Here is a 21,545-nt window from a genome sequence, read left to right as displayed (position 1 = left end):
TGCAATGGTACGGTCACTTGCTGATCCAGCAGCATCCCGATCAGCAGGGCCAGCGGATTGGCAGCGAGCAGTGCATCGGCCTCGGGTTCTTGGACCAGCTGCAGGTTCGGCATGGCGATCATTCTAGATTCGCGGGTTACTGTCAGTGCCATGTCGGGCGAGGTCGCAGTCGCACTGGCAGCGGCGCTGCTGCTGGCCGCACTCGTCGCGGCCGTCCTCGTGGTCCGGACCCGTCGAGTGGTCGCCACCCCGACCGAACGCGCCGTGCACGCCGCGCTGCACACCGCCTCACTCGCCGCCCGGGCATTACGCAAGGGCCTGGACGCGGAGTCCGCGCAGACCGCGGTGCCCTACCTGCGCGATCTCACCGGCGCCGACGCCGTGGCGCTCTACGACGCCGACGGCAGCGAACTCGCCCACCACCCGCCGGGTGAACGTCACTGGTCGACGCTGATGCAGCGCCGGTGCAGCCGTGCCGTCGAGGCCTGCCTCTCCGGGCAGCGGCGGGTGCTGGTGGGTGGCGAGTTGCCCGCCCTGATCGCCCAGCCGCTGTCACCCGAAGACGGCGGGACCGTCGGGGTGCTGGTGGTGATCACCGAAACGCAGCCCAGCCCCGGGATGCTCGGCGCCGTCGGTGAAGTGGCACGGTATGTCACCAGCCAACTCGAGCTCGCCGAACTCGATGCCTCACGGGCGCGCCTGGACCGCGCCGAGGTGCTGGCGTTGCGGGCCCAGATCAGCCCCCACTTCGTGTACAACGCGCTCAACACCATCGCGTCATTCGTCCGCACCGACCCCGACCGGGCCCGCGAACTCATCTTGGACTTCGCCGATTTCACCCGCTATTCGTTCCGTGCCGCCGGGCCGTACACCGTGCTCTCCGACGAGCTGCGCAACATCGACCGGTACCTGACGCTGGAACGGGCCCGCTTCGGCGCCGCCCTGGACGTCAAACTCCAGGTGGCGCCCGAGGTGCTCAACGTCGTGGTGCCCTTCCTGGCGCTACAACCGTTGGTGGAGAACGCTGTTCGGCATGGTCTGGCCGGACAGCGCGGCGGCACCATCACCCTGATCGCCACCGACGAAGGCGCCGACACCGTCATCTCCGTCGAGGACGACGGGGTGGGCATGGACCCCGACGCGCTGCGCTCGGCGCACGCCGACGCGTTGGGGCCCGACGCCAGCGGCGACCACAGCGCCCACGTCGGGCTGACGAATGTGGACCATCGGCTGCGGGCGGCGTTCGGCAACGACTACGGTCTGGTGGTCGAGACCGCGCCGGGAGCAGGCACCAAGGTGATCATGCGGGTGCCCAAGTTCGCGACGGGCGTGCACGTCTGATGACTTCGCGGAGGAACAACCAGTGACCCGGTTACTCGACGTGCTCGCCGTCGACGACGAGGCCCCGGCGCTCGACGAGCTCACCTATCTGCTGGGCCGGCACCCCTGCGTCGGCAATGTCTACGGTGTCGGCGACGCGAACGCCGCGCTGCGCGAACTGTCCGAACGCGCACTGGATGCGATCTTCCTCGACATCAACATGCCGGGTCTGTCGGGATTGGAATTGGCCGCGGTGCTGGCCAACTTCTCCCAGCCGCCTGCGGTGGTGTTCGTGACCGCGCACGACGACAAGGCTCTGGCGGCCTTCGAGGTCGGGGCCACCGACTACCTGCTCAAACCGCTGCGAACCCAACGCCTCGACGAGGCGGTGCGCCGCGTGTTGGCCGCGCGAAGCGTGGAGGCTGCCGCTCCGCACGACGCCGACGAGGTACTGCCCGTCGAACTCGGCGGCATCACCCGGTTGGTCCGCCGCGACAGCATCGGTTGGGTGGAAGCCGAGGGCGACTATGCGCGGCTGCACTCGGCGTCGGGTTCACATCTGGTGCGGATACCGCTGTCCACCCTCGAAACCCGCTGGCGCAACCTCGGTTTCCAGCGGGTGCACCGGTCCTATCTGGTTTCGCTGCCGTTGGTGACGGGGCTGCGCACCACCGACGGCGGTGTGCTGGTGCGGGTGCGCGAGAACGGCGCGTCCCCCGCAGTCGAGTTGCCGGTGAGCCGCCGCCAGACCCGCGAACTGCGCGACCGCCTGGTGCGCGGCCCAATGCGGAACTACCGCGATGACTGAGCCGCGGCCGTCGCGACAACGCGTGATCCTGGCGCACCGCCGCGGCGCCCGGATGGTCCGCACCCGCGTCGAGGTCCAGGAGCAGACCGAGGTGGGCGACGCCCTGGTGCGCGGCCTGGTGCGGGCTCAGCTGGGCCTGGCGCTGCGGCTGGCCGCGGTGGTGGTCTGCGTCATCGTCGCGATTCCGTTGCTGGGCAATGCCTTTCCCGCCTTCGAACAACTGACGGTGTTCGGCATTCGCGCCAACTGGCTGATCCTGGGGGTGCTGCTGTACCCCATGTTCTACGGCGTGGGCTGGCTGTACGTCCGGCTCGCCGAGCAGAGTGAACGCGATTTCATGGGCATCGTGGACGAAGGGTCCGAGAATCCGTGAACGCCCTCACCCCGCTGACCGCCGCCGCGCTGGTGGCCGCCGCCCTGGCCACGGTGCTGGTGGGCGCCTACGGGGGCCGGCTGTCCCGCACCACCTCGGACTTCCTGGTGGCTTCGCGCACGGTGGGATCGCGGTGGAACGCTGCGGCCATCTCGGGTGAATACCTCTCGGCGGCCTCGTTTCTGGGCGTCGCCGGCCTGGTGGCCAAGTACGGCGCCGACGCCCTCTGGTACCCCATCGGATTCACCGCCGGATACCTGGGCCTGCTGCTGTTCGTCGCGGCGCCGCTGCGCCGCTCCGGCGCCTACACCGTGCCCGATTTCGCCGAGTTCCGGATGGGGTCACGGCGTTTGCGCACCGTGGCCATGCTGGTCGTGGTGGTGATCTGCGTGTTCTATCTGGTGCCGCAGTATCAGGGCGCCGGACTCACACTCAAGATCCTGCTCGGTGTGCCGGTGTGGATCGGACCGGTGGCCGTGGGAGCCATCGTGATCGCCAACGTGGTGGGTGGTGGCATGCGCTCGATCACCTTCGTGCAGGCGTTCCAGTACTGGCTCAAACTCACCGCCATCGCCGTTCCGGCGCTCGCCCTGCTGGCGCTGTTCCTGTCCGACCGCACCGAACTCGGTGGACCGATGCCTCCCACCGTCCAGGAACAGACGACGGTGGCCGTGGACACCGACGTCGTGGTGCAGGTCGACCAACCCGCCGGGGTCAGCGTCGACGGCGCCCCCTTACCCGCACCGGGGCGCTACACCCTGACCGAGGGCACCACCATGACGCTGGCCGCCGGTGCCGCCACCCCGGTGGTCGCCGGCGCCCCGACCACCGGCTCCGCATGGATCTCCTCCGGCGGCGGGCTGGGCGGTGAACATCCGCTCTACCAAGTACTTTCGATCATCGTCGCCACCTTCCTGGGCACCATGGGGCTACCCCATGTGCTGGTGCGCTTCTACACCAACCCCGACGGCCGGGCGGCCCGGCGCACCGCGCTGGCGGTGATCGCCCTGCTGGCGCTGTTCTACCTGTTTCCCACCCTGCTCGGGGTCTTCGCCCGGCTCTACGTGCCGCAGCTGCTCATCACCGGCACCGCCGACGCCGCAGTGCTGCTGCTGCCCAGCGCCGCGATCGGCGGGGTGGTGGGCGCCGGACTGGCCGCGCTGGTGGCCGCCGGGGCCATCGCGGCGTTCCTGGCGACGTCCTCGGGGCTGTTGGTGAGCATCGCGGGTGCGCTGTCCACCGACGTGCTGCGCGGCCGGGTCCGCGATTTCCGGCTGGCTGCGGTGGTGGGCGGCGTGGTGCCGATCCCGCTGGCGCTGGCGGCCTCCTCACTGGAACTGTCGCGCAGCGTCGGCCTGGCTTTCGCCGTCGCCGCTTCCACCCTGTGCCCGCTGCTGGTGCTGGGCATCTGGTGGCGCGGGCTGACCAGCGCCGGCGCCATCAGCGGGCTCCTGGTGGGCGGTGTGCTCTCCGGCGTCGCAACGACCCTGGCCGTCATCGGCGGGCTGGACGACGGCGCCCTCGGCGGATGGCCCGCGACGCTCATCGGCTATCCCGCAGCCGTCACGGTGCCGCTGGCCTTCCTGACGATGATCGTGGTCAGCCGGCTCACAGCCTCCACCAGACCCCCGGATGTGGCCCGCATCTTCGCCCGCATGCACGTGCCCGAGCGGCTCGGCATGGGTGTGGAGCGGTTGCCCCGCGAGTCGCACTGAGGTGCGTTTCCGGCGTCCCCCGCGGTACGGCCGGCAACCGCGATCGCGGCCGGAACCGATGCCGTTGTACCGTCGACCGTGCCCGATTCGTCCACCGAACTGCAGTTCATCGCCGTCGCCCAGGACGATCCCCGGGCCGCACCGCTGCTCGATGAACTGACCGTCGAGTACAGCTCTCGCTACGGCGCCCGATTACCTCTGGAGTACCAGAACATGCGGGCCTATCCGGCAGAAGAGTTCGCGCCCCCCGGCGGCGCACTGATCCTCGGCCTACGCGACGGAATCACGGTGGCGGGCGGTGCATTTCGGCGCTACGACCCTGCCACGGCGGAGCTCAAACGCATCTGGACGGCGTCCACGCACCGTCAGCGCGGGTACGGCAAACTCGTGGTGGCCGAGTTGGAACGTGTGGCACGCCAGCGCGGTTATCGGCGCGTCTACCTCACCACGGGACCCCGCCAACCCGAAGCGGTGGCCCTGTATCTGTCGGCCGGTTACCGACCGCTGTATGACCAGTCGCTGCCGAGCCTCGAGGTCGGCGTGCACCCGTTCGAGAAGGATCTGCCGGACGCGGGGTGACCGTTCGTCGCCGCTGACTGACCGCTCACCGCACCGAGCCCCTGTTTCACCGGGTTCACCTGGGGAAACACTTCGGTTGTGACTTGAGTCTCAATACGCTCACGCACATATGCGGTTCACATTCGACCAGTCAGGAGCACCCGCGGTGTCCACCACCGAAAGTCGGCCGGCCCCCACCGGCCAAGAGTTCATCGCCATGCAGGCGAGCCCTGAGTTCCAGGAGCTCAAGGGCCGCCTGCGCCGCTTCGTCTTCCCGATGACGGCGTTCTTCCTCATCTGGTACGGCGTCTATGTCCTGCTCGGCGCGTTCGCCCACGACTTCATGGCCACCCAGGTCTGGGACAACATCAACGTGGGCCTCATCATCGGACTCGGCCAGTTCCTGTCCACCTTCGTCATCACCGGTCTCTACGTTCGTTTCGCCAACCGTGAGTTGGACCCGCGCGCCGCGGCCATCCGTGAAGAGCTGGAAGGACCGCTCCAGTGAATCGGACTCTCCTCGCCGCCACCGAGACCGTCGGTAACCCGGCGGCCAATATCGGCATCTTCGCCCTGTTCGTCGTCGTCACCATGATCGTGGTGATCCGCGCCAGCAAGCGCAACGCCACCGCTGATGAGTTCTTCACCGGCGGCCGTGCCTTCTCCGGCCCGCAGAACGGCATCGCCATCGCCGGCGACTACCTGTCGGCGGCCAGCTTCCTCGGCATCGCCGGGGCCATCGCCGTGTACGGCTACGACGGCTTCCTGTACTCCATCGGCTTCCTGGTGGCCTGGCTGGTGGCTCTGCTGCTGGTCGCCGAATTGCTGCGCAACACAGGCAGATTCACCATGGCCGACGTGCTGAGCTTCCGGCTCAAGCAGAAGCCCGTCCGGGTGGCCGCCGCCACCTCGACGCTGACGGTGTCGCTGTTCTACCTGCTGGCGCAGATGGCGGGCGCCGGCGGGCTGGTGGCCCTGCTGCTCAACATCAACAGCCGCAGCGGCCAGTCGGTGGTCATCGCCGTCGTCGGCGTCCTGATGATCGTCTACGTCCTCGTCGGCGGCATGAAGGGCACCACCTGGGTGCAGATCATCAAGGCCGTCCTGCTGATCGCCGGCGCCGGTTTGATGACCGTGATGGTTCTGGCCAAGTTCGGGCTGAACTTCTCCGAGATCCTCGGCTCGGCCCAGGCTGCCATCTCCAGTGCCACCACCGAGGGTGTGGCCAGCCGTGACGTACTGGCCCCCGGCGCACAGTACGGCGGTTCGCTGACCTCACAGATCAACTTCATCTCCCTGGCGCTGGCCCTGGTGCTCGGCACCGCCGGCCTGCCGCACGTGCTGATGCGCTTCTACACCGTGCCGACGGCCAAGGAAGCGCGCAAGTCCGTGGTGTGGGCAATTGCCCTGATCGGCGCGTTCTACCTGTTCACCCTGGTGCTGGGGTATGGCGCCGCGGCGCTGGTGGGCCCGGACCGGATCCTCGGTGCGGCCGGCGGCGTCAACTCCGCGGCTCCCCTGCTGGCACTGGAGTTGGGCGGTGTGGTCCTGCTGGGCGTCATCTCCGCCGTCGCCTTCGCCACCATCCTGGCTGTGGTCGCGGGCCTGACCATCACCGCGTCGGCGTCGTTCGCCCACGACATCTATGCCTCGGTCCTGAAGTCACACAAGGTCACCGAAGACGAACAGGTGAAGGTCTCCCGGATCACCGCGGTGGTGCTGGGCGTCCTGGCCATCGGCCTCGGCATCCTGGCCAACGGACAGAACGTCGCCTTCCTGGTGGCGCTGGCCTTCGCCATCGCCGCGGCGGCCAACCTGCCGACCATCGTGTATTCGCTGTACTGGAAACGGTTCAACACCCGCGGCGCGCTGTGGAGCATGTACGGCGGCCTGATCTCCACGCTGGTGCTGATCGTGTTCTCCCCGGCGGTCTCCGGGGCGAAGACGGCGATGATCCCCGGCGCCGACTTCGCCTGGTTCCCGCTGGCCAACCCGGGCATCGTGTCGATCCCGCTGGCGTTCATCCTCGGCATCGTCGGCACCCTGACCTCCAAGCACAGCGAAGGTCCGGAGATCGCCGCCGAGATGGAGGTGCGGTCCCTGACCGGTGTGGGCGCCGAAAAAGCAGTAGCTCACTAAGACCCCTCACGAAGGCGGCGGCGGACCGGATGGTCTGCCGCCGTCTTTGTGGGTATGGGATCTCGGGTGGGAAGCACACCGCACCGGGCCGCGTTGGATCAGTCCGTGGCCACATTGCAGGAAGCGGTTGACGCGCGTCCGCGGCGCCGTCACGGGTTTGCGCTGATCACCTATGCGCTGACGGTGGTGATGCTCGGTGGCACGCTCCCGACCCCGATGTACGAGGTGTACGGCGAGCGGATGCAGTTCTCGGTGCTCACCACCACGATCATCTTCGCCACCTACGCGGGTGCGGTGTTGTCGGCGCTGCTGTTCTTCGGCAGGTGGTCCGACGCGATCGGGCGGCGGCCGATGCTCGTTGCCGGCGCCGTGCTGGCCATTGCCAGTTCGGTGACGTTCTTGACCGCCGAATCGATTCCCGTCCTGCTGATCGGCCGCGCACTGTCGGGCTTGTCGGTGGGCATTTTCGCCGGCACCGCCACCGCGGCGATCATCGAGGCCGCCTCCCCGAAGTGGCGTCCCCGCGCCGCCGCCGTGGCCACCGTCGCCAACCTCGGCAGCCTGGGTCTGGGCAGTGTGGTCGCCGGGTTACTCGTGCAGTACGCCCCGTCCCCGCTGGAGCTCAGTTTCGCCCTGCACACCGCGCTGGTACTCCTGGCGGTGATAGCGCTGTTGCTGGCCCCGGAGACGTCACAACGGCAGGGCCGTATCGGGATTCAGCGGCTGGCGGTGCCACCGCAGACCCGGTCTGTGTTCGTCGTCGCCGCCACGGCGGCGTTCGCGGGCTTCGCGGTCAATGCCCTGTTCGCCTCGGTGGTGCCGTCGCTGGTGGCCAACCTCATGGGAGTGCACAACCACGCGGTCGCCGGGGCGGTGGCCGGGCTGATGGTGCTCGCTGCTGCCTTCACCCAACCGGTCGCGCTGCTGGTTGCGCCGAAGCGCGCGGTGGCCGTGGGCAGTGCGGTGCTGGTGGTCGCCATGGTGATGCTCGTTGTCGCCCTTCGGTTCTCGTCACTGTGGGGGCTCATCGTCGCCGGGGCCGTCGCTGGTATCGGCCAGGGCCTGAGCTTCGGCCGCGGCCTGGCCGCGGTGTCGGAGTGCACCCCGCCGGAACGCCGCGCCGAAGTCAGCTCGTCGTACTTTCTTGTCGCCTACGTGGCGCTGTCACTACCCGTGATCGGCTTCGGCGCCGCCGCCCAGCACTGGGGTCTACAGCTGACCGGCGAGGTGTTCGCCGGCATCGTCGGCGTGCTGGCCGTCCTCTGTCTGGTGGCGATCCTGCGTCTGGAGCGCCGCAGCGAGTGATTTGGGCGCGTTTTCAACCGCTGAGCGGTTGTCAGCGCGCCAAAATCCCAAGAGCGCTATACGATTCAGGTGGCTACCGGGTCAGCCGCTCTTGCGGCGGAATTCGCGACGGTTCTCGACGGGCCCATGCTGTTTGGGCTGCTTGGCGCCGCCGTCGCGGTGCTCGGCGCCGGTAGACGACTTGGCTTTTTTGCGTTCCAGCGCCTCCCGGAACTTGCGCTTGGTGTCGTCTTCGGAAAGTTCGTCCGGGCCCGCTTCGTCAGCCATAGCGCACAGCCTAGCGCTCTTTCCCACCAGCACGGACGTGCGCAAACCATAAAATGCGACGGCGTCTGCGTCCGGGGAGTCGCACGCTCCTGGGATCGGGGTCAGCGGATACCCGGCGGCATGCCGTAGAGGTGGGCGATCGGCAGGGTCAGCACCACCCGGCGGTCGGTCACCATGGCTTCGCGGTACTCGTCCCAGTCCGGATGCTCACCAGCGATGTTGCGATACAACACAATCAACGCTTCCACGGTCTCGTCGTGCGGGTCGGCGGCGGGCGGTGTGAGGACGGCGTCGCCCTCGGCAACCGCATACGACCAGCCGTCATCGGAACTCACCAGAATCGACGCACGCGCATCGCGTCGCAGGTTGCGCGTCTTGGCCCGCGGCTCGGTGATCGACACCTGGATCACCACGTTGCGAGCGTCGAAGTGATAGGAGACATTGGACAGCTGCGGACGCCCGTCACGTTTGATCGTCGCCAGCACTCCAAGCGAATTGCCGCTGATCACGGCCAGGAGCTTGTCGTCGAAAACCTGTCGGGTCATCTGCTGAGCCTACTCAAAGTCCCGCCCGCCGGTAGATGCCCGAGCAACCGTTGACGGCTTTGGCATCGGGGCATCCTCGACGGCGTTTGTGCCGCCCCGGTCCGGACGTTCTGAGTTCAAGTCCACTGGACCGGATCGGACGGTTCCGCCGGAACCGCTCGAGCATGACGTTGGTGGAATTTCGGCTGACGCGGGCGTCGGTACGCTCGACAGCGATGGACGAGACCACACGGCACAAAGCGGAACTGACCGGCGTATCCGAGACCGCCCTGCTGACGCTGGCGGTGCGGGCTGCCGAGGCCCGCAGGCCCGACGCGATCATCGACGACCCGGTGGCGGTTCGGCTCAGAGATTCGATCGACTTCGACTTCGCGAAGTTCGGCCAGACCAGCCGCCAGGACATGGCGATCCGGGCGAAGGCGTTCGACCTGGCCACGAAGGACTACCTGCGGACGCACCCCGAGGCAACCGTGGTGGCGCTCGCGGAGGGGCTGCAGACCAGCTTCTGGCGTCTCGACGCCGCCTTGCCCGAGGCCCGGTTCCGTTGGCTGACAGTGGATTTCCCACCGATCGTGCACATCCGCGAACAGTTGCTGCCCACCTCACCGCGCATCACGACGGCGGCTCAGTCGGCGCTGGACTACAGCTGGATGGATCAGGTGGATCCGTCGACCGGGGTGTTCATCACCGCCGAGGGCCTGCTGATGTACCTGCAGCCCGACGAGGCTCTGGGGTTGATCGCCGAGTGCGCACGCCGGTTCCCCGGCGGGCAGATGGTCTTCGATCTGGCCCCGCCGTGGTTCGCCGGGTTGGCGAAAAAAGGCTGGCTGCGACCGTCACGCCGCTACACCATGCCGCCGATGCCGTTCTCCAGGACGGTGCCGGAACTGGCCGAACTCGCCCACACCATTCCCGGTGTCACCGCCGTGCACGACATGCCGACCCCCCGCGGCCGAGGCCTGGTGATGAACGCGGTGATCAGCGGTGTGTTCAACAACCCCGCGCTGCACCGGCTGCGCCCCTCCTTCACCCTGCTCGAATTCGGCTGAACACCTCGCCGACTTCGGGCTGAGCCCCCTCAGTCGAAGGCCAGGTCCAGGTACCGCAACGCCGCGGCCTTGTCGAGACCGAGCGTGCGGGCAGTCTCCACATAGGTGTGCGCCGCCGCCGCCATGGCCGCGTCGGCTGGATCCGCGCGTGCGACGAAACTGCCGAAGCGCCCTCGCGTTTCGACGATGCCCGCCGCCTCCAGCTCGCGGTAGGCCCTGGCGACGGTGTTGACCGCCAGGCCGAGTTGCCCCGCGAGTTCGCGGACCGTGGGCAAACGGGTGCCCGGCGGTAACCGTCCGTCCCGGATCCCGTCGATCATCTGTGTTCTCAACTGATCGAACAACGGCTTAGCCGCCTGCGGATCAACGCGCAGCCACTCCCCCAACTCCACGGGAAACAGTATCCAACAGGCCAGCTATTTTGGTTGGGTGCGCATTGCAGTGCTCAGCGGCGCCGGCATCTCCGCCGAAAGCGGCGTGCCGACCTTCCGCGACGACAAGAACGGCCTGTGGGCGAAGTTCGACCCGTACGAACTGTCCTCTGTCCAGGGCTGGCAGGAACACCCGGAACGGGTGTGGGCGTGGTACCTGTGGCGCCATCACCTGGTGCGGGCCACCGAACCCAATGACGGGCATCGCGCGCTGGCGGCCTGGCAGGACCACGCAGATGTGACGGTGGTGACCCAGAACGTCGACAATCTGCACGAACGGGCGGGCAGCTCGCCGGTGCACCATCTGCACGGCAGCCTCTTCGAGTTTCGTTGTGACAGCTGCGCTTCCGTGTACACCGGACCACTGGAGGACGTGCCGGAGCCGGTGCTGGAGTTGACGCCGCCCACCTGCGGCTGCGGTGGACTGATCCGGCCGGACATCGTGTGGTTCGGGGAAGGTTTGCCGGACGGGCCGTGGGACGCCGCGGTGCAGGCGGTCAGCACCGCCGACGTGGTGGTCGTGGTGGGCACCTCCGCGGTGGTCTACCCTGCCGCCGGGCTACCGGAGCTGGCGTTGGCGCGCGGCGCCGTGGTGGTCGAGGTCAACCCTGAACCCACCCCGCTGTCGAGCGGCGCCACCATCGCGCTGCGGGAGAACGCCAGCACCGCGTTGCCGACCCTGCTGCAGCGTCTGCCCGACCTGCTGGGCACCTGAGGCCGGAACCTACGGCCGGATGGCTCGGCCCAGCGCGAACTCCGACACCGGCAGCGGCACCCACGCCGGCATGGCGAACTGACGCCGCGAGCTCTGAATGGCGAATCCGACGCCGCGGATCACCGTCTCGGTGTGCCGGTGGCTGTGGCAGTTGCCCAGCAGCCGCGGCCACACCGTCGCGTCGGCGACACGTTGCAGAACACCGCGCGCACCACCGCTGGCCACATGCTCGAGGTAACGCAGCTCCCCACCGGGGCGCAGCTGTGAGAACAGTTGGCGTAGCATATGTTCGGTATCGTCGATCGAGCACAGCACCAGCGAGCACACCACCGCGTCGAAAGGTTCGGCGCCGGCCAGGCCCTCGACGGTGCACTCCCTGACTTCCACGGGCACCGGCGCCGCCGCGGCCGCTCGCCGGGCACGAGCGGCCAGGCGCGGTTCGGGCTCGACGGCCACCACCTGCGCCACCGTGCCGGGGTAGAAGGCGAAATTGGTACCGGTGCCTGCGCCGACCTCGAGCACCCGGCCGCCGAGGCCGGCGAGGTTCTCCCGGCGCAACTCCGTCATGACCTCGGGTTCGTGTGCCGACAGGGTGGTCCACAAACGAGCGAAGAAAGGGTTGTCGACCGTACTCATGACCGCCCGAACAACCAGTCGACGGTCTGGGTGGGGGTCGAATCGGGGCCCACGATGCCGGCCACGATCCGGCCCGCGCACACCGCACTGAACACCCGGTCGGCGAACGCGTCGATGTCCCCGAACGGCAGGTACGGTTTGGCGATCAACAGGGCGGCGACACCGTGGGCCGCCGTCCACAACTCCAGCGCCACCGTCGTCGGATCCTCGTGCGCGTAGATCCCCTCGTCCATCAGCTGCCGCACCGAGTCGCGGATGTGACCGAACGCCGAGCTGACCAGCGTCTCGTCCACATCGCTGCCCGGCCGGCCCTCACCCATCGTCGCGATCCGGTACAGCTCCGGGGTCTGAGTGGCGAACCGGACGTAGGCCAGTCCCTGGGCACGCAGGATCTCGAGGCTGTTGATCTGCTCGGCGGCGGCGCGCTGCATCTCCTCGTCGAACTTCTCGAAGTAGCGGGCGCACACCGCGTCCAGCAGCGTCTCCTTGTCGGCGAAGTGCAGATAGATCGAGGGCGAGGTGACCCCGACCCGCTCGGCGACCGCACGGATCGACACGTCCCGTGCGTGGCCGGTGGCCAACAGCAGGTCGGTGGCCGCGTCGATGATCTCGTCGCGGAGCAGCTCACCCGAACCACGGGGAGCGCGGCGTCTTCTCGTCAACGGGCCGATACTCACCTAGCCATTGTCCGGTACCGATGACGCCGGGGTCCGCACCGGCGGCGGCCCCGATTCACTGATCCCGATCTTCTGGTGCAGCTTCACCAGCGGCCTGGGTGCCCACCAGTTCCATCTGCCGAGGACATGCATGAACGCCGGCACCAGCATCATCCGCACCAGGGTCGCGTCGACGAGGACCGCCAACGTGAGGCCGAGTCCGAACATCCGCATGAACGACACCTCCGCGGCGATCAGCGCGGCGAACGAGATCGACATGACCAGCGCGGCCGCGGTGATCACTTTTGCGGTGCGGGCCAGACCGAGCGCGACACTTTCGTCGACGTCCTGCTGTGTCTGGTCGCTCTCCACCCAGTACTCGCGGATACGCGAGATCAGGAACACCTCGTAATCCATGGACAGACCGAAGGCGATACAGAACAGCAGAACCGGCATGTTGGCCACCAGCGTGCCCGTCGACGTGGTGCCCAGCGCGCCCAGGTGCCCGTCCTGGAAGATCCACACCAGCGCCCCGAATGCGGCCGTCAGCGAAAGGACGTTCAGCACAAGGGCTTTCAGCGGAAGGACCACACTGCCGGTCAAGAGGAACAACAGGGCGAAGGTGATGACAGCGATGACGCCGAGCACCAACGGCAACCGCTCCATGATGGCGTCGACGCTGTCTTTGTTCACCTGGGCCCCACCGGTGAACTCGACGGCCCGATCGCCAGGTGTCGGCACCTCGTGCAACCGATCGAGCTGGGCGGAGGAGGCATCGGAGTACAGCGTCGCCGAGCTGCCCACGGTCAGATAGGCGCTGCCGTCGGCGAAACCGGTGGCCATCGCGGGAGGGCCGACCTTCTGCCCCGCAACGAACGTCCCCGTCGGCACCGTCACCGCCGTCACGTCCTGCACACGGGACAGATCAGCGGCGTACCCTTCCAGGTCCGGCGGGTTGAGGCCCTGCACGTCGGGCAGCACGATGGTCACCGCGGTGTCGGAGTTGTTGGCGAAGTTCTGCCGCAGCTCGTCTCCGACCTGATGCGCCGACGCCGACTGGGGCAGCACACGGTCGTCGGGCATACCCCACTTGACGCCCAGGAACGGCACCCCGAGCAACAGCAGCAACGCCACGCCGGCGACACCGATGATGACCGCCCGTTTCATCACCGCTTTGGCCGAGCGGTACCAGAACTGCTCGGTGACCGGTTTCGCGACCGGTTCAGGACGGCGGAACACGCGGCGGAACAGGTGTCGCACGTCCAGCGCGTTGAGCCGATCACCGAGGAACACGATGGCTGCCGGGGTCACCACGATCGCCGCGAACGCGGCGAACGCCACCGTCGCGATGCCCGCATAGGCGAACGACTTGAGGAAGTACATGGGGAACAGCACCATCGCCGCCATCGACAGCGCCACCGTCACCGCGGAGAACAGCACGGTGCGACCGGCCGTGGCCATGGTGCGGATCAGCGCCTGATGGGGCTCCACGCCGTCGGCCAGTTCATCGCGGTAACGGCTGATGATCAGCAGGGTGTAGTCGATGGCCAGGGCCAGGCCCATGGCGATCGACAGGTTCAGCGCGAAGATCGATACGTCGGTGAAGTAGGTGATGCTGCGCAGCACCGCCATCGACCCGACGATGGCCAGCGCGCCGACCGCCATCGGCAATGCCGCGGCCAGCAGGCCGCCGAACACCCAGACCAGCACCAGGAAGCTCAGCGGGATCGCGATGGACTCCATCCGCAGCAGGTCGTGTTCGGTCTGCTTGTTGATCTGCGAGTAGACCACCGCCGCGCCCCCTGCGGTGACCTCGACATCCGGGTGGTTGGGCAGGACGTCGGCGTTGATGGTCTCGAGCAGCGTCTCCGCATACTTCTGCGCGTCGTTCTCGCCGCCGAACAGACCGGCGACCACCAGTCCCGACGACCCGTCTTCACTCATCAGATCCTTGGCGACCGCCGACGGCGACGTCCACGCCGATACCAGGTCCGCAGAGTGCGGCGACGCCTCGATGACCTTGACGATGTCGGTGCCGGCGGCCCGCGCCGAGGGGCCGCTGGCGCCGCCGGGCGCGGTCACGGTGAACACCAGTTGCATGGCACCCACACCGAACGTGTCGTTGAGCACCTGGGTGGCTCGTGCGGACTCCGACGTCGGGTCCTGGAATCCGCCGGCCGACAGGCTCTTGGTGACGGGCACGCCGAATACTGCCGCGCCGATCATCAACAAGACGGCAACGGCGAGGATCCGCCGCGGGGCGGCGATCGCCATCAGCGCTATTCGGTGCAGCACGCTGGGTTCCTTCCCGGCACCCCGATGGGCGCCGAACTTATCAACGATAAGTTAACGGCGTGAATATAGCCCACCCTTACCTGGTGTAGGTGGCCACGTCCAGAATCACCGCGTTGAATGAAGAGACTGCGTTGCACCACAAGCCTGACAAAAAAGTCGCCCCACCAATAGGCTTTCTCCACATGGTCAGCGACGTCGACATCCGCACCAGTGCGGCCACCAGCGATTTCGGGCTGCTTGTCCTTCGCCTCGGGGCCGGCGCGGCCGTCATCCAGGCCGGCGCCATCAAGCTCACCGACTTCGGCACCGTCACCGGGTTCATGGGTGAGGCCGGGTGGAAGCCCGCGACACTCGCGGCGATCATGGTGACCGCCACCGAACTCCTGGGCGGTATCGCCTTGGTGCTCGGCATCCTGACACCTCTGGCGGCCTGTGCCGTGACGGCCGCGATGCTGGATGCCTGGGCCGCGAACGTCTCCGGGGATGTCGTGTGGGCGGAGCCGTTCAACGTTCCGTTCCTGCTCGCCGTCGGGGCGATCGCCCTGCTGTTCACCGGCGCCGGCAGGTTCTCGCTGGATGAGCTGCTGTGGGGACGGGCGCAGTGGCCCACCCTGGTGTGCGTGGTGCTGCTGGTCGTCGCGATCGCTGCGGCCGTGGCGACCTGGTGGTTGCTCAACGGCGTCAACCCGCTGCACCTCGAGGCCCCACCCGGCTCCTGAGCCGCGTCGCCCACACGCGACAACGGGCGCGTTTTTGCGAGGGTAGAGCCGACTTTTTGTCGATTTCAGCGTTGCCAGAACTGTGTGATGACGGTCACGTTTCAGATCTGACTCCCGAGTCAGACTACTGGGGAGTAATAATTGCCACCGTTTTCAGAACCGTGACTCAAAGTCCTCTTAATAGTGACCCATAAAGTCAGTGTCATGTGGATCGACGACACCAACGCTGATGTCATCAAGATTGACTTCGACGCCCTCTACCATGGCGATTTCCTGGTGGAAGGCGAGACTTCGGAGCAGCTCGAAGATTGGCATCCGCTCGCCAGCTAGCAGTTCCGACAACCAACGGGCGCGCCCTCACATCCTCTCGGATGTGCGAGCGCGCCCGACTTATGTGGTTTGCCTGGCCGAAGGCCCGACCCCCTAACGGGGCTAGGCGGGAACCTTGTCGCCGGCCACCATCTCCGCCAGCCGACCGGTGATCAGTTCCTCGGACTCCGAGACGATGCGGCTGACCAGCTCACCGACTGTCGGGATGTCGTTGATCAGCCCCATGGCCGTCCCGACCGTCCAGATTCCGGCGTCGATGTCACCGTCGTCGAACACCTTGCGGCCGCGTACACCGGCCACCAGATCCTTGACGTCCTCGAACTGCCCACCCTTGCGCAGGATGTCGACCACTTCGCGCGACACCTCGTTGGACGCGACGCGGGCGGTGTTGTGCAGCGAGCGGAAGATGAGCTCCGTGCCCCGCTCGTCACCGGCGACGATGGCTTCCTTGACGTTCTGGTGGATGCACGACTCGACGGTGCACATGAACCGTGACCCCATGTTGATGCCGTCGGCGCCGAGAGCCAGTGCGGCCACCAGGCCGCGGGCATCGGCGAACCCGCCGGAAGCGATCATCGGGATCTCGATCTGCTTGGCCGCCGCTGGGATCAGCACCAGACCCGGGATGTCGTCCTCACCCGGGTGACCGGCACATTCGAACCCGTCGATGCTGATGCCGTCCACACCCAGGCTCTGCGCCTTCACGGCATGCCGCACCGAGGTGCACTTGTGCAGCACTTTGATGCCGTTGTCGTGGAACATCGGCAAGTGCGGCGCGGGGTTGGACCCTGCGGTCTCGACGATCTTGATGCCCTCGTTGACGATCACCTGGCGGTACTCGTCATACGGCGGCGGGTTGATCGCCGGCAGGATCGTCAGATTCACCCCGAACGGCTTGTCGGTGAGCTCACGCGTCTTGGCGATCTCGCGCGCCAGATCCGCCGGCGTCGGCTGGGTCAGCGCGGTGATGAACCCCAGCGCACCCGCATTGGCCACGGCCGCAACGAGTTCCGCGCGACCGACCCACTGCATACCGCCCTGGGCGATGGGATGCTCGACCCCGAACGCCTCGGTGAACTTCGTCTTGAGAGCCATCGAATTCCCCCCGATCTACCTGGGCGCCATGCGGATCGCGCCGTCCAGGCGGATCACTTCGCCGTTGAGCATCGGATTTTCCACGATATGGGTGGCCAGCGCGCCGTACTCATCGGGGTCACCGAGGCGGGCCGGGTGTGGCACCTGCTTGCCCAGCGACGCCTGCGCCTCTTCGGGCAGCGAACCCAGCAGCGGGGTCTTGAACAGACCCGGGGCGATGGTGACCACGCGGATCAGTTCGCGCGACAGGTCGCGGGCAATCGGCAGGGTCATACCGACGACGCCGCCCTTGGACGCCGAGTAGGCGGCCTGGCCGATCTGGCCGTCGAATGCGGCAACCGAGGCGGTGTTGATGATGACGCCGCGCTCTTCACCGATGGGTTCCGTCTTGGCGATCCGTTCCGCGGCCAGCCGCAGCACGTTGAAGGTGCCGATCAGGTTGACCTCGACCACCTTGCGGAACCCGTCGAGCGGGAACGGCCCGTCCTTGCCCAGGGTCTTGATGGCGTTGCCGATGCCGGCGCAGTTGACGTTGATGCGCACCGGGCCGAGCTCTTCGGCGATGTCCAGAGCCGCGGTCACCGACTCCGGGTCGACGACGTTGGCCTCGACGAAGCGGGCCCGCTGACCCAGTTCCTTGACGGCGTCTTCACCTTTGAGGTCGATCACCACCACCGAGGCACCCCGGTCGAGCAGGCGTTTGGTGGTGGCCAGGCCCAGACCGGAGGCACCTCCGGTCACCACTGCTACCGCGTCCTTGATCTCCACTGGCATGTTCCTTCCTGATCGGCTACGCCGACCTACTGGTTGGTTGGTTCTTTTCTAGCTGGTGGTTACGGCTTACGTCCAGTCCCGCAGCACAGCTCCGGTGTCCTCCCCCGGCTCCCGCGGCGGCGTGGGCGTCTCCGGCACGCTGCGGGAGAAGCGCGGCGCGGGCCGGGGCTGCAGCCCGTCGGTGCCCGCGTCGTAGAAGGTGTCGCGTTCGGCGATGTGCGGTTCATCGAGGACCTCGGCGAACGAGAGCACCGGCGTGGCGCAGGCGTCGGTGCCGGCGAACACCTTGGCCCAGTGATCGCGGTCGTGCTGCAGGAATGTCTCGGTGAAGATCGCCTTGAGCTCCGGCCAGCGGGTGATGTCGTTCTGGCCCGGCAGCTCTGCCGGATCCAACTCCAAGCCGGCCAGGAGTTGGGCGTAGAACTGCGGCTCGATGGCGCCCACGGCGACGTACTTTCCATCGGCCGTTTCGTAGGTGTCGTAATAGGGCGCGCCGGTGTCGAGCATGTTGGTGCCCCGGACGTCCGACCACTGACCGGCCGCGCGGAACGCCCACATCATCTGGATCAGCACGCTGGAGCCGTCGATCATGGCGGCGTCGACCACCTGGCCCTTGCCGGAGGTCTGCCGCTCCCACAGCGCCGACAGAATGCCGAGCAGCAGGAACATCGACCCGCCACCGAAATCGCCGGCCAGGTTCAGCGGCGGTACCGGCCGCTCACCGGCGCGGCCGATGGCGTGCAGCACGCCGTTGAGCGAGATGTAGTTGATGTCGTGGCCGGCCTGCAATGCCCGCGGGCCGGTCTGCCCCCAGCCCGTCATCCGGCCGTAGATCAGCCGCTCGTTGACCTTGGCGCAGTCCTCGGGCCCCAGCCCGAGCCGTTCGGTGACCCCGGGACGGAACCCCTCGATCAGCACGTCGGCCTTGGCGATCAGCTTGAACAGCAGCTCGCGGCCCTCTTCGGACTTGAGGTCGGCAGTCACCGAGCGCCGGTTGCGCAGCATCGCGTCGCGGATCCCGTTACGCCCGGCTCCGGGGCGTTCGACGCGGACGACGTCTGCTCCGAGGTCGCCGAGAATCATCGCCGCGTGGGGGCCGGGACCGATCCCGGCCAGTTCGACGACACGAAGTCCCTGTAATGGTCCGGCCACGATGTCCCGCCCTTTCGGTGAAGGTGTGTATTCGCGATCACTGTGCATCTTGTCAATCGCTCCCAACCAACCGACGGGTGGGCTGTGTTTTAGTGTGCGTATGACAACGCGCGATGCCGTTCTGGATGACCTGGAAGCCGTCGACGGACTGCTCGTCGATCTCACCGACGGCGTGCTGTCGGTGACGATCAACCGGCCCGAGAGCCTCAACTCCCTCAATGCCGTGGTGTTGGCCGGTATCGCCGAGACCTTCGAAGCCGCCGCCAACGATCCGCGGGTGAAGGTGGCGCGCCTGGGAGGCGCGGGCCGCGGCTTCAGCTCGGGTGCCGGTATCGGCGCGGACGACCCCGGCAGCAGCGAAGCCGGCGGCGACCCCGTCGACGTGCTGCACCTGGCCAATCGCGCGGTGCGCTCGATCGTCAACCTGCCGCGCCCGGTGGTCTCGGTGGTCCAGGGGCCCGCCGCCGGAGTGGGGGTGTCGCTGGCCCTGGCCGGTGATGTTGTCCTCGCGAGCGACAAGGCGTTTTTCATGCTGGCGTTCACCAAGATCGGCTTGATGCCCGACGGCGGCGCCTCGGCGCTGGTGGCGGCGTCTGTCGGTCGGGCCCGGGCGATGCGGATGGCGCTGCTGGCCGAGCGGATCTCGGCCGATGAAGCCTTCGCATGGGGCCTGGTGAGCAACGTGTACCCGGCTGCGGAGTTCGACGCCGAGGTCGCGAAGGTGGTGGAGACGCTGCGTGTGGGTCCGGCGGTGTCACTGGCCAAGACCAAGGACGCGATCAACGCCGCGACACTGACCGAGTTCGACCCGGCGCTGGGCCGCGAGACCGAAGGGCAGATCGCGCTGCTGCACGGCACCGATTTCAAGGAAGGCATCAAGGCGTTCCAGGAGCGCCGCACCCCCACCTTCACCGACAGCTGAGGGGTGTGTGGAGTGTGACCGCCGCGCCAGCGCCGGTCACACTCCCACACCGCGCGAAAATCGTTGGACGCGTTGGGGGTCCGTCGGCGACCATCGAACGATGGGTATCGAGACCGACCATCAGCCGAAGGTGCGCGACGTGCGCGCACCCGCCGGCCGGTCGTCGAGCCCGAGGCACGAGGGCGAAAACGGGCCGGCCGCAAACCAACACGGCCGGTCGTCGAGCCCGAGGCACGAGGGCGAAAACGGGCCGGCCGCAAACCAACACGGCCGGTCGTCGAGCCCGAGGAACGAGGGCGAAAACGGGCCGGCCGCAAACCAACACAGCCGGTCGTCGAGCCCGAGGCACGAGGGCGAAAACGGGCCGGCCGCAAACCAACACAGCCGGTCGTCGAGCCCGAGGCACGAGGGCGAAAACGGGCCGGCCGCACCGACGCACGGTTGGCGTGTGCTGGCGCCCTTCCGTATCCGCGAGTACCGGTTACTGATCGCCGCGGTGTCGATCACCATCCTCGCCGAAGGCATGTGGGCCGTGGTGATGGCGCTGCAGGTGATCGCACTGGACAACGATCCGGCGGCGCTGTCTCTGGTGGCGGCCTGTCTGGGCGGCGGGCTGGTGGCCTTCGTTCTGGTGGGCGGTATCGCCGCAGATCGAATTCCCCAGCGCACCATCATCATTGCGGTCGAGGTCGTCAACCTGATCGCGGTGACGGCGGTGGCCGCACTCGGCCTGCTCGGGGTCCTGCAGGTCTGGCACATGGCGGTGGCAGCGACGGCGCTCGGCATCGCGGCGGCGTTCTTCTTCCCGGCCTACAGTGCCTACCTGCCGCGGATCCTGCCCGCCGAACAGTTACTGGCCGCCAACGGAGTCGAAGGGGTGATGCGCCCGGTGCTGCAGCGGGCGGCGGGCCCGGCGATGGCCGGTCTGTTGATCGGCGCCACCTTCCCCACTGTCGGTGCGGTGATCGTCGCGGTGCTGTTCGCGATCAGCTTGGTACTGCTGGTGTCGACCCGCGGCGTGCGCAGCACCGTGGAGAAGTCGGACAGGCAGCATCCGCTGGCCGATCTGCGTGAGGGGTTCACGTTCATGGTGCGTACCCCGTGGCTGTTGGCGACGTTGTTGTTCGCCAGCTTGTTCGTGCTGCTGGTGATCGGGCCGATCGAGGTGCTCCTGCCGTTCATCACCGGTGAGCGGTTCGAGCACGGCGCCCAGATGTACGGGTTCGTGCTGGCGGCGTTCGGTGTCGGCAGCGCCCTCGGTGCACTCGGGGTGTCGTCGTGGCAGCTGCCGCGGCGCTACCTGACGGTGATGATGCTGATGTGGGGTGCCGGTTCCCTGCCGTTGGTGGTGATCGGGTGGACGCACTCGTTCGTGTGGATGATGATCGCCAGCTTCCTCGTGGGCGTCACCGATGGTGCGGGCATGGTCATCTGGGGCACGCTGCTGCAGCGGCGGGTGCCGCCGGCGATGCTGGGCCGGGTCTCGAGCCTGGACTTCTTCGTGTCGCTGGCGTTCATGCCGGTGTCGATGGCGATCGCCGGGCCGCTGTCGAAGGTGATCTCGATGGAGGTGATCTTCCTGGTGGCGGGCGTGACGCCGGTGGTGATCGCGGCGATCGCGTGGCTGTCGGCGCGGATGGCGCGCGACGAGTGGGATCACCCGCTGGACTGAGCGCCGAGACTGCACACAGTGCGGGTTTCCGCCGAAATCTGCACACTGCCCGCAGTCTCGGCGCGCGGT

General features: G+C 67.6%; 23 protein-coding genes and 1 pseudogene. 14 read left to right on the top strand and 10 right to left on the bottom strand.

Annotated elements, in window-relative coordinates; translation table 11 throughout:
* Positions 1-14: 14 nt before the first annotated feature.
* Positions 15-113: pseudogene (locus tag AC3A6P_RS17715) on the bottom strand (HhH-GPD-type base excision DNA repair protein); the annotation flags it as partial.
* A 37-nt stretch (positions 114-150) separates the two neighbouring features.
* On the opposite strand from AC3A6P_RS17715, the gene AC3A6P_RS17710 reads away from it, so the two are divergent.
* The 8 genes from AC3A6P_RS17710 (at position 151) to AC3A6P_RS17675 (ending at position 8,218) form a co-directional block, all read left to right on the top strand.
* Positions 151-1,341 (top strand): sensor histidine kinase, encoded by a 1,191-nt coding sequence (locus AC3A6P_RS17710; RefSeq protein ID WP_487692965.1) that lies wholly within the window; start codon positions 151-153, stop codon positions 1,339-1,341.
* Positions 1,342-1,363: 22 nt separating this feature from the next.
* Entirely contained in the window at positions 1,364-2,128 is a 765-nt protein-coding gene (locus tag AC3A6P_RS17705) for a LytR/AlgR family response regulator transcription factor (RefSeq protein WP_487692964.1), read from the top strand.
* Positions 2,121-2,501, top strand: a complete 381-nt coding sequence (locus tag AC3A6P_RS17700) for a hypothetical protein (protein ID WP_487692963.1) — start codon at positions 2,121-2,123, stop codon at positions 2,499-2,501. Before AC3A6P_RS17705 ends, AC3A6P_RS17700 begins: the two co-directional genes overlap by 8 nt.
* Positions 2,498-4,216 carry a sodium/solute symporter gene (locus tag AC3A6P_RS17695; RefSeq protein ID WP_487692962.1) on the top strand — a complete coding sequence of 573 codons (1,719 nt, stop codon included), beginning with the start codon at positions 2,498-2,500 and terminating at the stop codon, positions 4,214-4,216. The genes AC3A6P_RS17700 and AC3A6P_RS17695 overlap by 4 nt, the downstream gene beginning before the upstream one ends.
* A gap of 78 nt (positions 4,217-4,294) precedes the next feature.
* Positions 4,295-4,795 (top strand): GNAT family N-acetyltransferase, encoded by a 501-nt coding sequence (locus AC3A6P_RS17690; RefSeq protein ID WP_487692961.1) that lies wholly within the window; start codon positions 4,295-4,297, stop codon positions 4,793-4,795.
* Positions 4,796-4,904: 109 nt separating this feature from the next.
* Positions 4,905-5,282 (top strand): DUF485 domain-containing protein, encoded by a 378-nt coding sequence (locus AC3A6P_RS17685; protein WP_487692960.1) that lies wholly within the window; start codon positions 4,905-4,907, stop codon positions 5,280-5,282.
* A complete protein-coding gene (locus AC3A6P_RS17680) occupies positions 5,279-6,913 on the top strand; it encodes a solute symporter family protein (protein ID WP_487692959.1) in 1,635 nt (544 codons plus the stop codon). Before AC3A6P_RS17685 ends, AC3A6P_RS17680 begins: the two co-directional genes overlap by 4 nt.
* A 66-nt stretch (positions 6,914-6,979) precedes the next feature.
* Positions 6,980-8,218 (top strand): MFS transporter, encoded by a 1,239-nt coding sequence (locus tag AC3A6P_RS17675; protein ID WP_487692958.1) that lies wholly within the window; start codon positions 6,980-6,982, stop codon positions 8,216-8,218.
* A gap of 81 nt (positions 8,219-8,299) precedes the next feature.
* Here the strand turns inward: AC3A6P_RS17675 and AC3A6P_RS17670 are convergent, their stop codons facing one another.
* Together AC3A6P_RS17670 and AC3A6P_RS17665 are read right to left on the bottom strand one after the other, a co-directional pair.
* Entirely contained in the window at positions 8,300-8,485 is a 186-nt protein-coding gene (locus AC3A6P_RS17670; protein WP_487692957.1) for a DUF5302 domain-containing protein, read from the bottom strand.
* Positions 8,486-8,586: 101 nt separating this feature from the next.
* Positions 8,587-9,030 (bottom strand): PPOX class F420-dependent oxidoreductase, encoded by a 444-nt coding sequence (locus AC3A6P_RS17665; RefSeq protein ID WP_487692956.1) that lies wholly within the window; start codon positions 9,028-9,030, stop codon positions 8,587-8,589.
* 215 nt (positions 9,031-9,245) lie between these two features.
* On the opposite strand from AC3A6P_RS17665, the gene AC3A6P_RS17660 reads away from it, so the two are divergent.
* A complete protein-coding gene (locus tag AC3A6P_RS17660) occupies positions 9,246-10,079 on the top strand; it encodes a class I SAM-dependent methyltransferase (RefSeq protein ID WP_487692955.1) in 834 nt (277 codons plus the stop codon).
* A gap of 29 nt (positions 10,080-10,108) precedes the next feature.
* Here AC3A6P_RS17660 and AC3A6P_RS17655 read toward each other — a convergent pair whose 3' ends face one another.
* Positions 10,109-10,471: an Rv1152 family transcriptional regulator gene (locus AC3A6P_RS17655; protein ID WP_487692954.1), complete on the bottom strand. Its 363-nt coding sequence runs from the start codon at positions 10,469-10,471 to the stop codon at positions 10,109-10,111.
* 37 nt (positions 10,472-10,508) lie between these two features.
* Between AC3A6P_RS17655 and AC3A6P_RS17650 the strand changes: the two genes are divergently transcribed.
* Entirely contained in the window at positions 10,509-11,225 is a 717-nt protein-coding gene (locus AC3A6P_RS17650) for an SIR2 family NAD-dependent protein deacylase (RefSeq protein ID WP_487692953.1), read from the top strand.
* 9 nt (positions 11,226-11,234) lie between these two features.
* Here AC3A6P_RS17650 and AC3A6P_RS17645 read toward each other — a convergent pair whose 3' ends face one another.
* Genes AC3A6P_RS17645 through AC3A6P_RS17635 form a run of 3 tightly spaced genes read right to left on the bottom strand, consistent with a single transcriptional unit; the run spans position 11,235 to position 14,812 of the window.
* Positions 11,235-11,861, bottom strand: coding sequence for a class I SAM-dependent methyltransferase (locus AC3A6P_RS17645; protein WP_487692952.1), 627 nt, complete (start codon positions 11,859-11,861; stop codon positions 11,235-11,237).
* The gene (locus AC3A6P_RS17640; protein ID WP_487692951.1) at positions 11,858-12,538 is read right to left on the bottom strand and encodes a TetR/AcrR family transcriptional regulator; all 681 of its coding nucleotides are present in this window, start codon (positions 12,536-12,538) and stop codon (positions 11,858-11,860) included. The genes AC3A6P_RS17645 and AC3A6P_RS17640 overlap by 4 nt, the downstream gene beginning before the upstream one ends.
* Positions 12,539-14,812: an MMPL family transporter gene (locus AC3A6P_RS17635; RefSeq protein WP_487692950.1), complete on the bottom strand. Its 2,274-nt coding sequence runs from the start codon at positions 14,810-14,812 to the stop codon at positions 12,539-12,541.
* A 182-nt stretch (positions 14,813-14,994) separates the two neighbouring features.
* Between AC3A6P_RS17635 and AC3A6P_RS17630 the strand changes: the two genes are divergently transcribed.
* Complete coding sequence (locus AC3A6P_RS17630) at positions 14,995-15,531, top strand: DoxX family protein (RefSeq protein WP_487692949.1); 537 nt, start codon at positions 14,995-14,997, stop codon at positions 15,529-15,531.
* A gap of 204 nt (positions 15,532-15,735) precedes the next feature.
* On the top strand, positions 15,736-15,861 hold the full coding sequence (locus AC3A6P_RS17625; protein WP_487692948.1) for a hypothetical protein: 126 nt from the start codon (positions 15,736-15,738) through the stop codon (positions 15,859-15,861).
* A 102-nt stretch (positions 15,862-15,963) separates the two neighbouring features.
* Here AC3A6P_RS17625 and AC3A6P_RS17620 read toward each other — a convergent pair whose 3' ends face one another.
* The 3 genes from AC3A6P_RS17620 to AC3A6P_RS17610 form a co-directional block, all read right to left on the bottom strand.
* The gene (locus AC3A6P_RS17620) at positions 15,964-16,956 is read right to left on the bottom strand and encodes an NAD(P)H-dependent flavin oxidoreductase (protein WP_487692947.1); all 993 of its coding nucleotides are present in this window, start codon (positions 16,954-16,956) and stop codon (positions 15,964-15,966) included.
* Between the two features lie 15 nt (positions 16,957-16,971).
* On the bottom strand, positions 16,972-17,724 hold the full coding sequence (locus AC3A6P_RS17615) for a 3-hydroxyacyl-CoA dehydrogenase (RefSeq protein WP_487693006.1): 753 nt from the start codon (positions 17,722-17,724) through the stop codon (positions 16,972-16,974).
* 72 nt (positions 17,725-17,796) lie between these two features.
* Positions 17,797-18,882 carry a CaiB/BaiF CoA transferase family protein gene (locus tag AC3A6P_RS17610; RefSeq protein ID WP_487692946.1) on the bottom strand — a complete coding sequence of 362 codons (1,086 nt, stop codon included), beginning with the start codon at positions 18,880-18,882 and terminating at the stop codon, positions 17,797-17,799.
* A gap of 100 nt (positions 18,883-18,982) precedes the next feature.
* Here AC3A6P_RS17610 and AC3A6P_RS17605 point away from each other — a divergent pair, with 100 nt between their 5' ends.
* Positions 18,983-19,804 (top strand): enoyl-CoA hydratase, encoded by an 822-nt coding sequence (locus AC3A6P_RS17605; RefSeq protein ID WP_487692945.1) that lies wholly within the window; start codon positions 18,983-18,985, stop codon positions 19,802-19,804.
* Positions 19,805-20,252: 448 nt separating this feature from the next.
* A complete protein-coding gene (gene tet(V), locus AC3A6P_RS17600; protein WP_487692944.1) occupies positions 20,253-21,476 on the top strand; it encodes a tetracycline efflux MFS transporter Tet(V) in 1,224 nt (407 codons plus the stop codon).
* The last annotated feature ends 69 nt before the right edge of the window (positions 21,477-21,545 follow it).

The organism is Mycobacterium sp. Soil_C_30, from assembly GCF_057656995.1.
The sequence above is the reverse complement of the archived record's forward strand: the minus strand, read 5'-3'. Positions and strand labels throughout refer to the sequence as shown.

What these genes read in the sequence shown, in the direction of transcription:
- AC3A6P_RS17710 (WP_487692965.1), top strand. Translation starts at nt 151, where the DNA reads ATGTCGGGCGAGGTCGCAGTCGCACTGGCAGCGGCGCTGCTGCTGGCC.
- AC3A6P_RS17700 (WP_487692963.1), top strand. Translation starts at nt 2,121, where the DNA reads ATGACTGAGCCGCGGCCGTCGCGACAACGCGTGATCCTGGCGCACCGC.
- AC3A6P_RS17685 (WP_487692960.1), top strand. Translation starts at nt 4,905, where the DNA reads ATGCGGTTCACATTCGACCAGTCAGGAGCACCCGCGGTGTCCACCACC.
- AC3A6P_RS17670 (WP_487692957.1), bottom strand. Translation starts at nt 8,485, where the DNA reads ATGGCTGACGAAGCGGGCCCGGACGAACTTTCCGAAGACGACACCAAG.
- AC3A6P_RS17665 (WP_487692956.1), bottom strand. Translation starts at nt 9,030, where the DNA reads ATGACCCGACAGGTTTTCGACGACAAGCTCCTGGCCGTGATCAGCGGC.
- AC3A6P_RS17660 (WP_487692955.1), top strand. Translation starts at nt 9,246, where the DNA reads ATGGACGAGACCACACGGCACAAAGCGGAACTGACCGGCGTATCCGAG.
- AC3A6P_RS17645 (WP_487692952.1), bottom strand. Translation starts at nt 11,861, where the DNA reads ATGAGTACGGTCGACAACCCTTTCTTCGCTCGTTTGTGGACCACCCTG.
- AC3A6P_RS17630 (WP_487692949.1), top strand. Translation starts at nt 14,995, where the DNA reads ATGGTCAGCGACGTCGACATCCGCACCAGTGCGGCCACCAGCGATTTC.
- AC3A6P_RS17625 (WP_487692948.1), top strand. Translation starts at nt 15,736, where the DNA reads ATGTGGATCGACGACACCAACGCTGATGTCATCAAGATTGACTTCGAC.
- AC3A6P_RS17620 (WP_487692947.1), bottom strand. Translation starts at nt 16,956, where the DNA reads ATGGCTCTCAAGACGAAGTTCACCGAGGCGTTCGGGGTCGAGCATCCC.
- AC3A6P_RS17605 (WP_487692945.1), top strand. Translation starts at nt 18,983, where the DNA reads ATGACAACGCGCGATGCCGTTCTGGATGACCTGGAAGCCGTCGACGGA.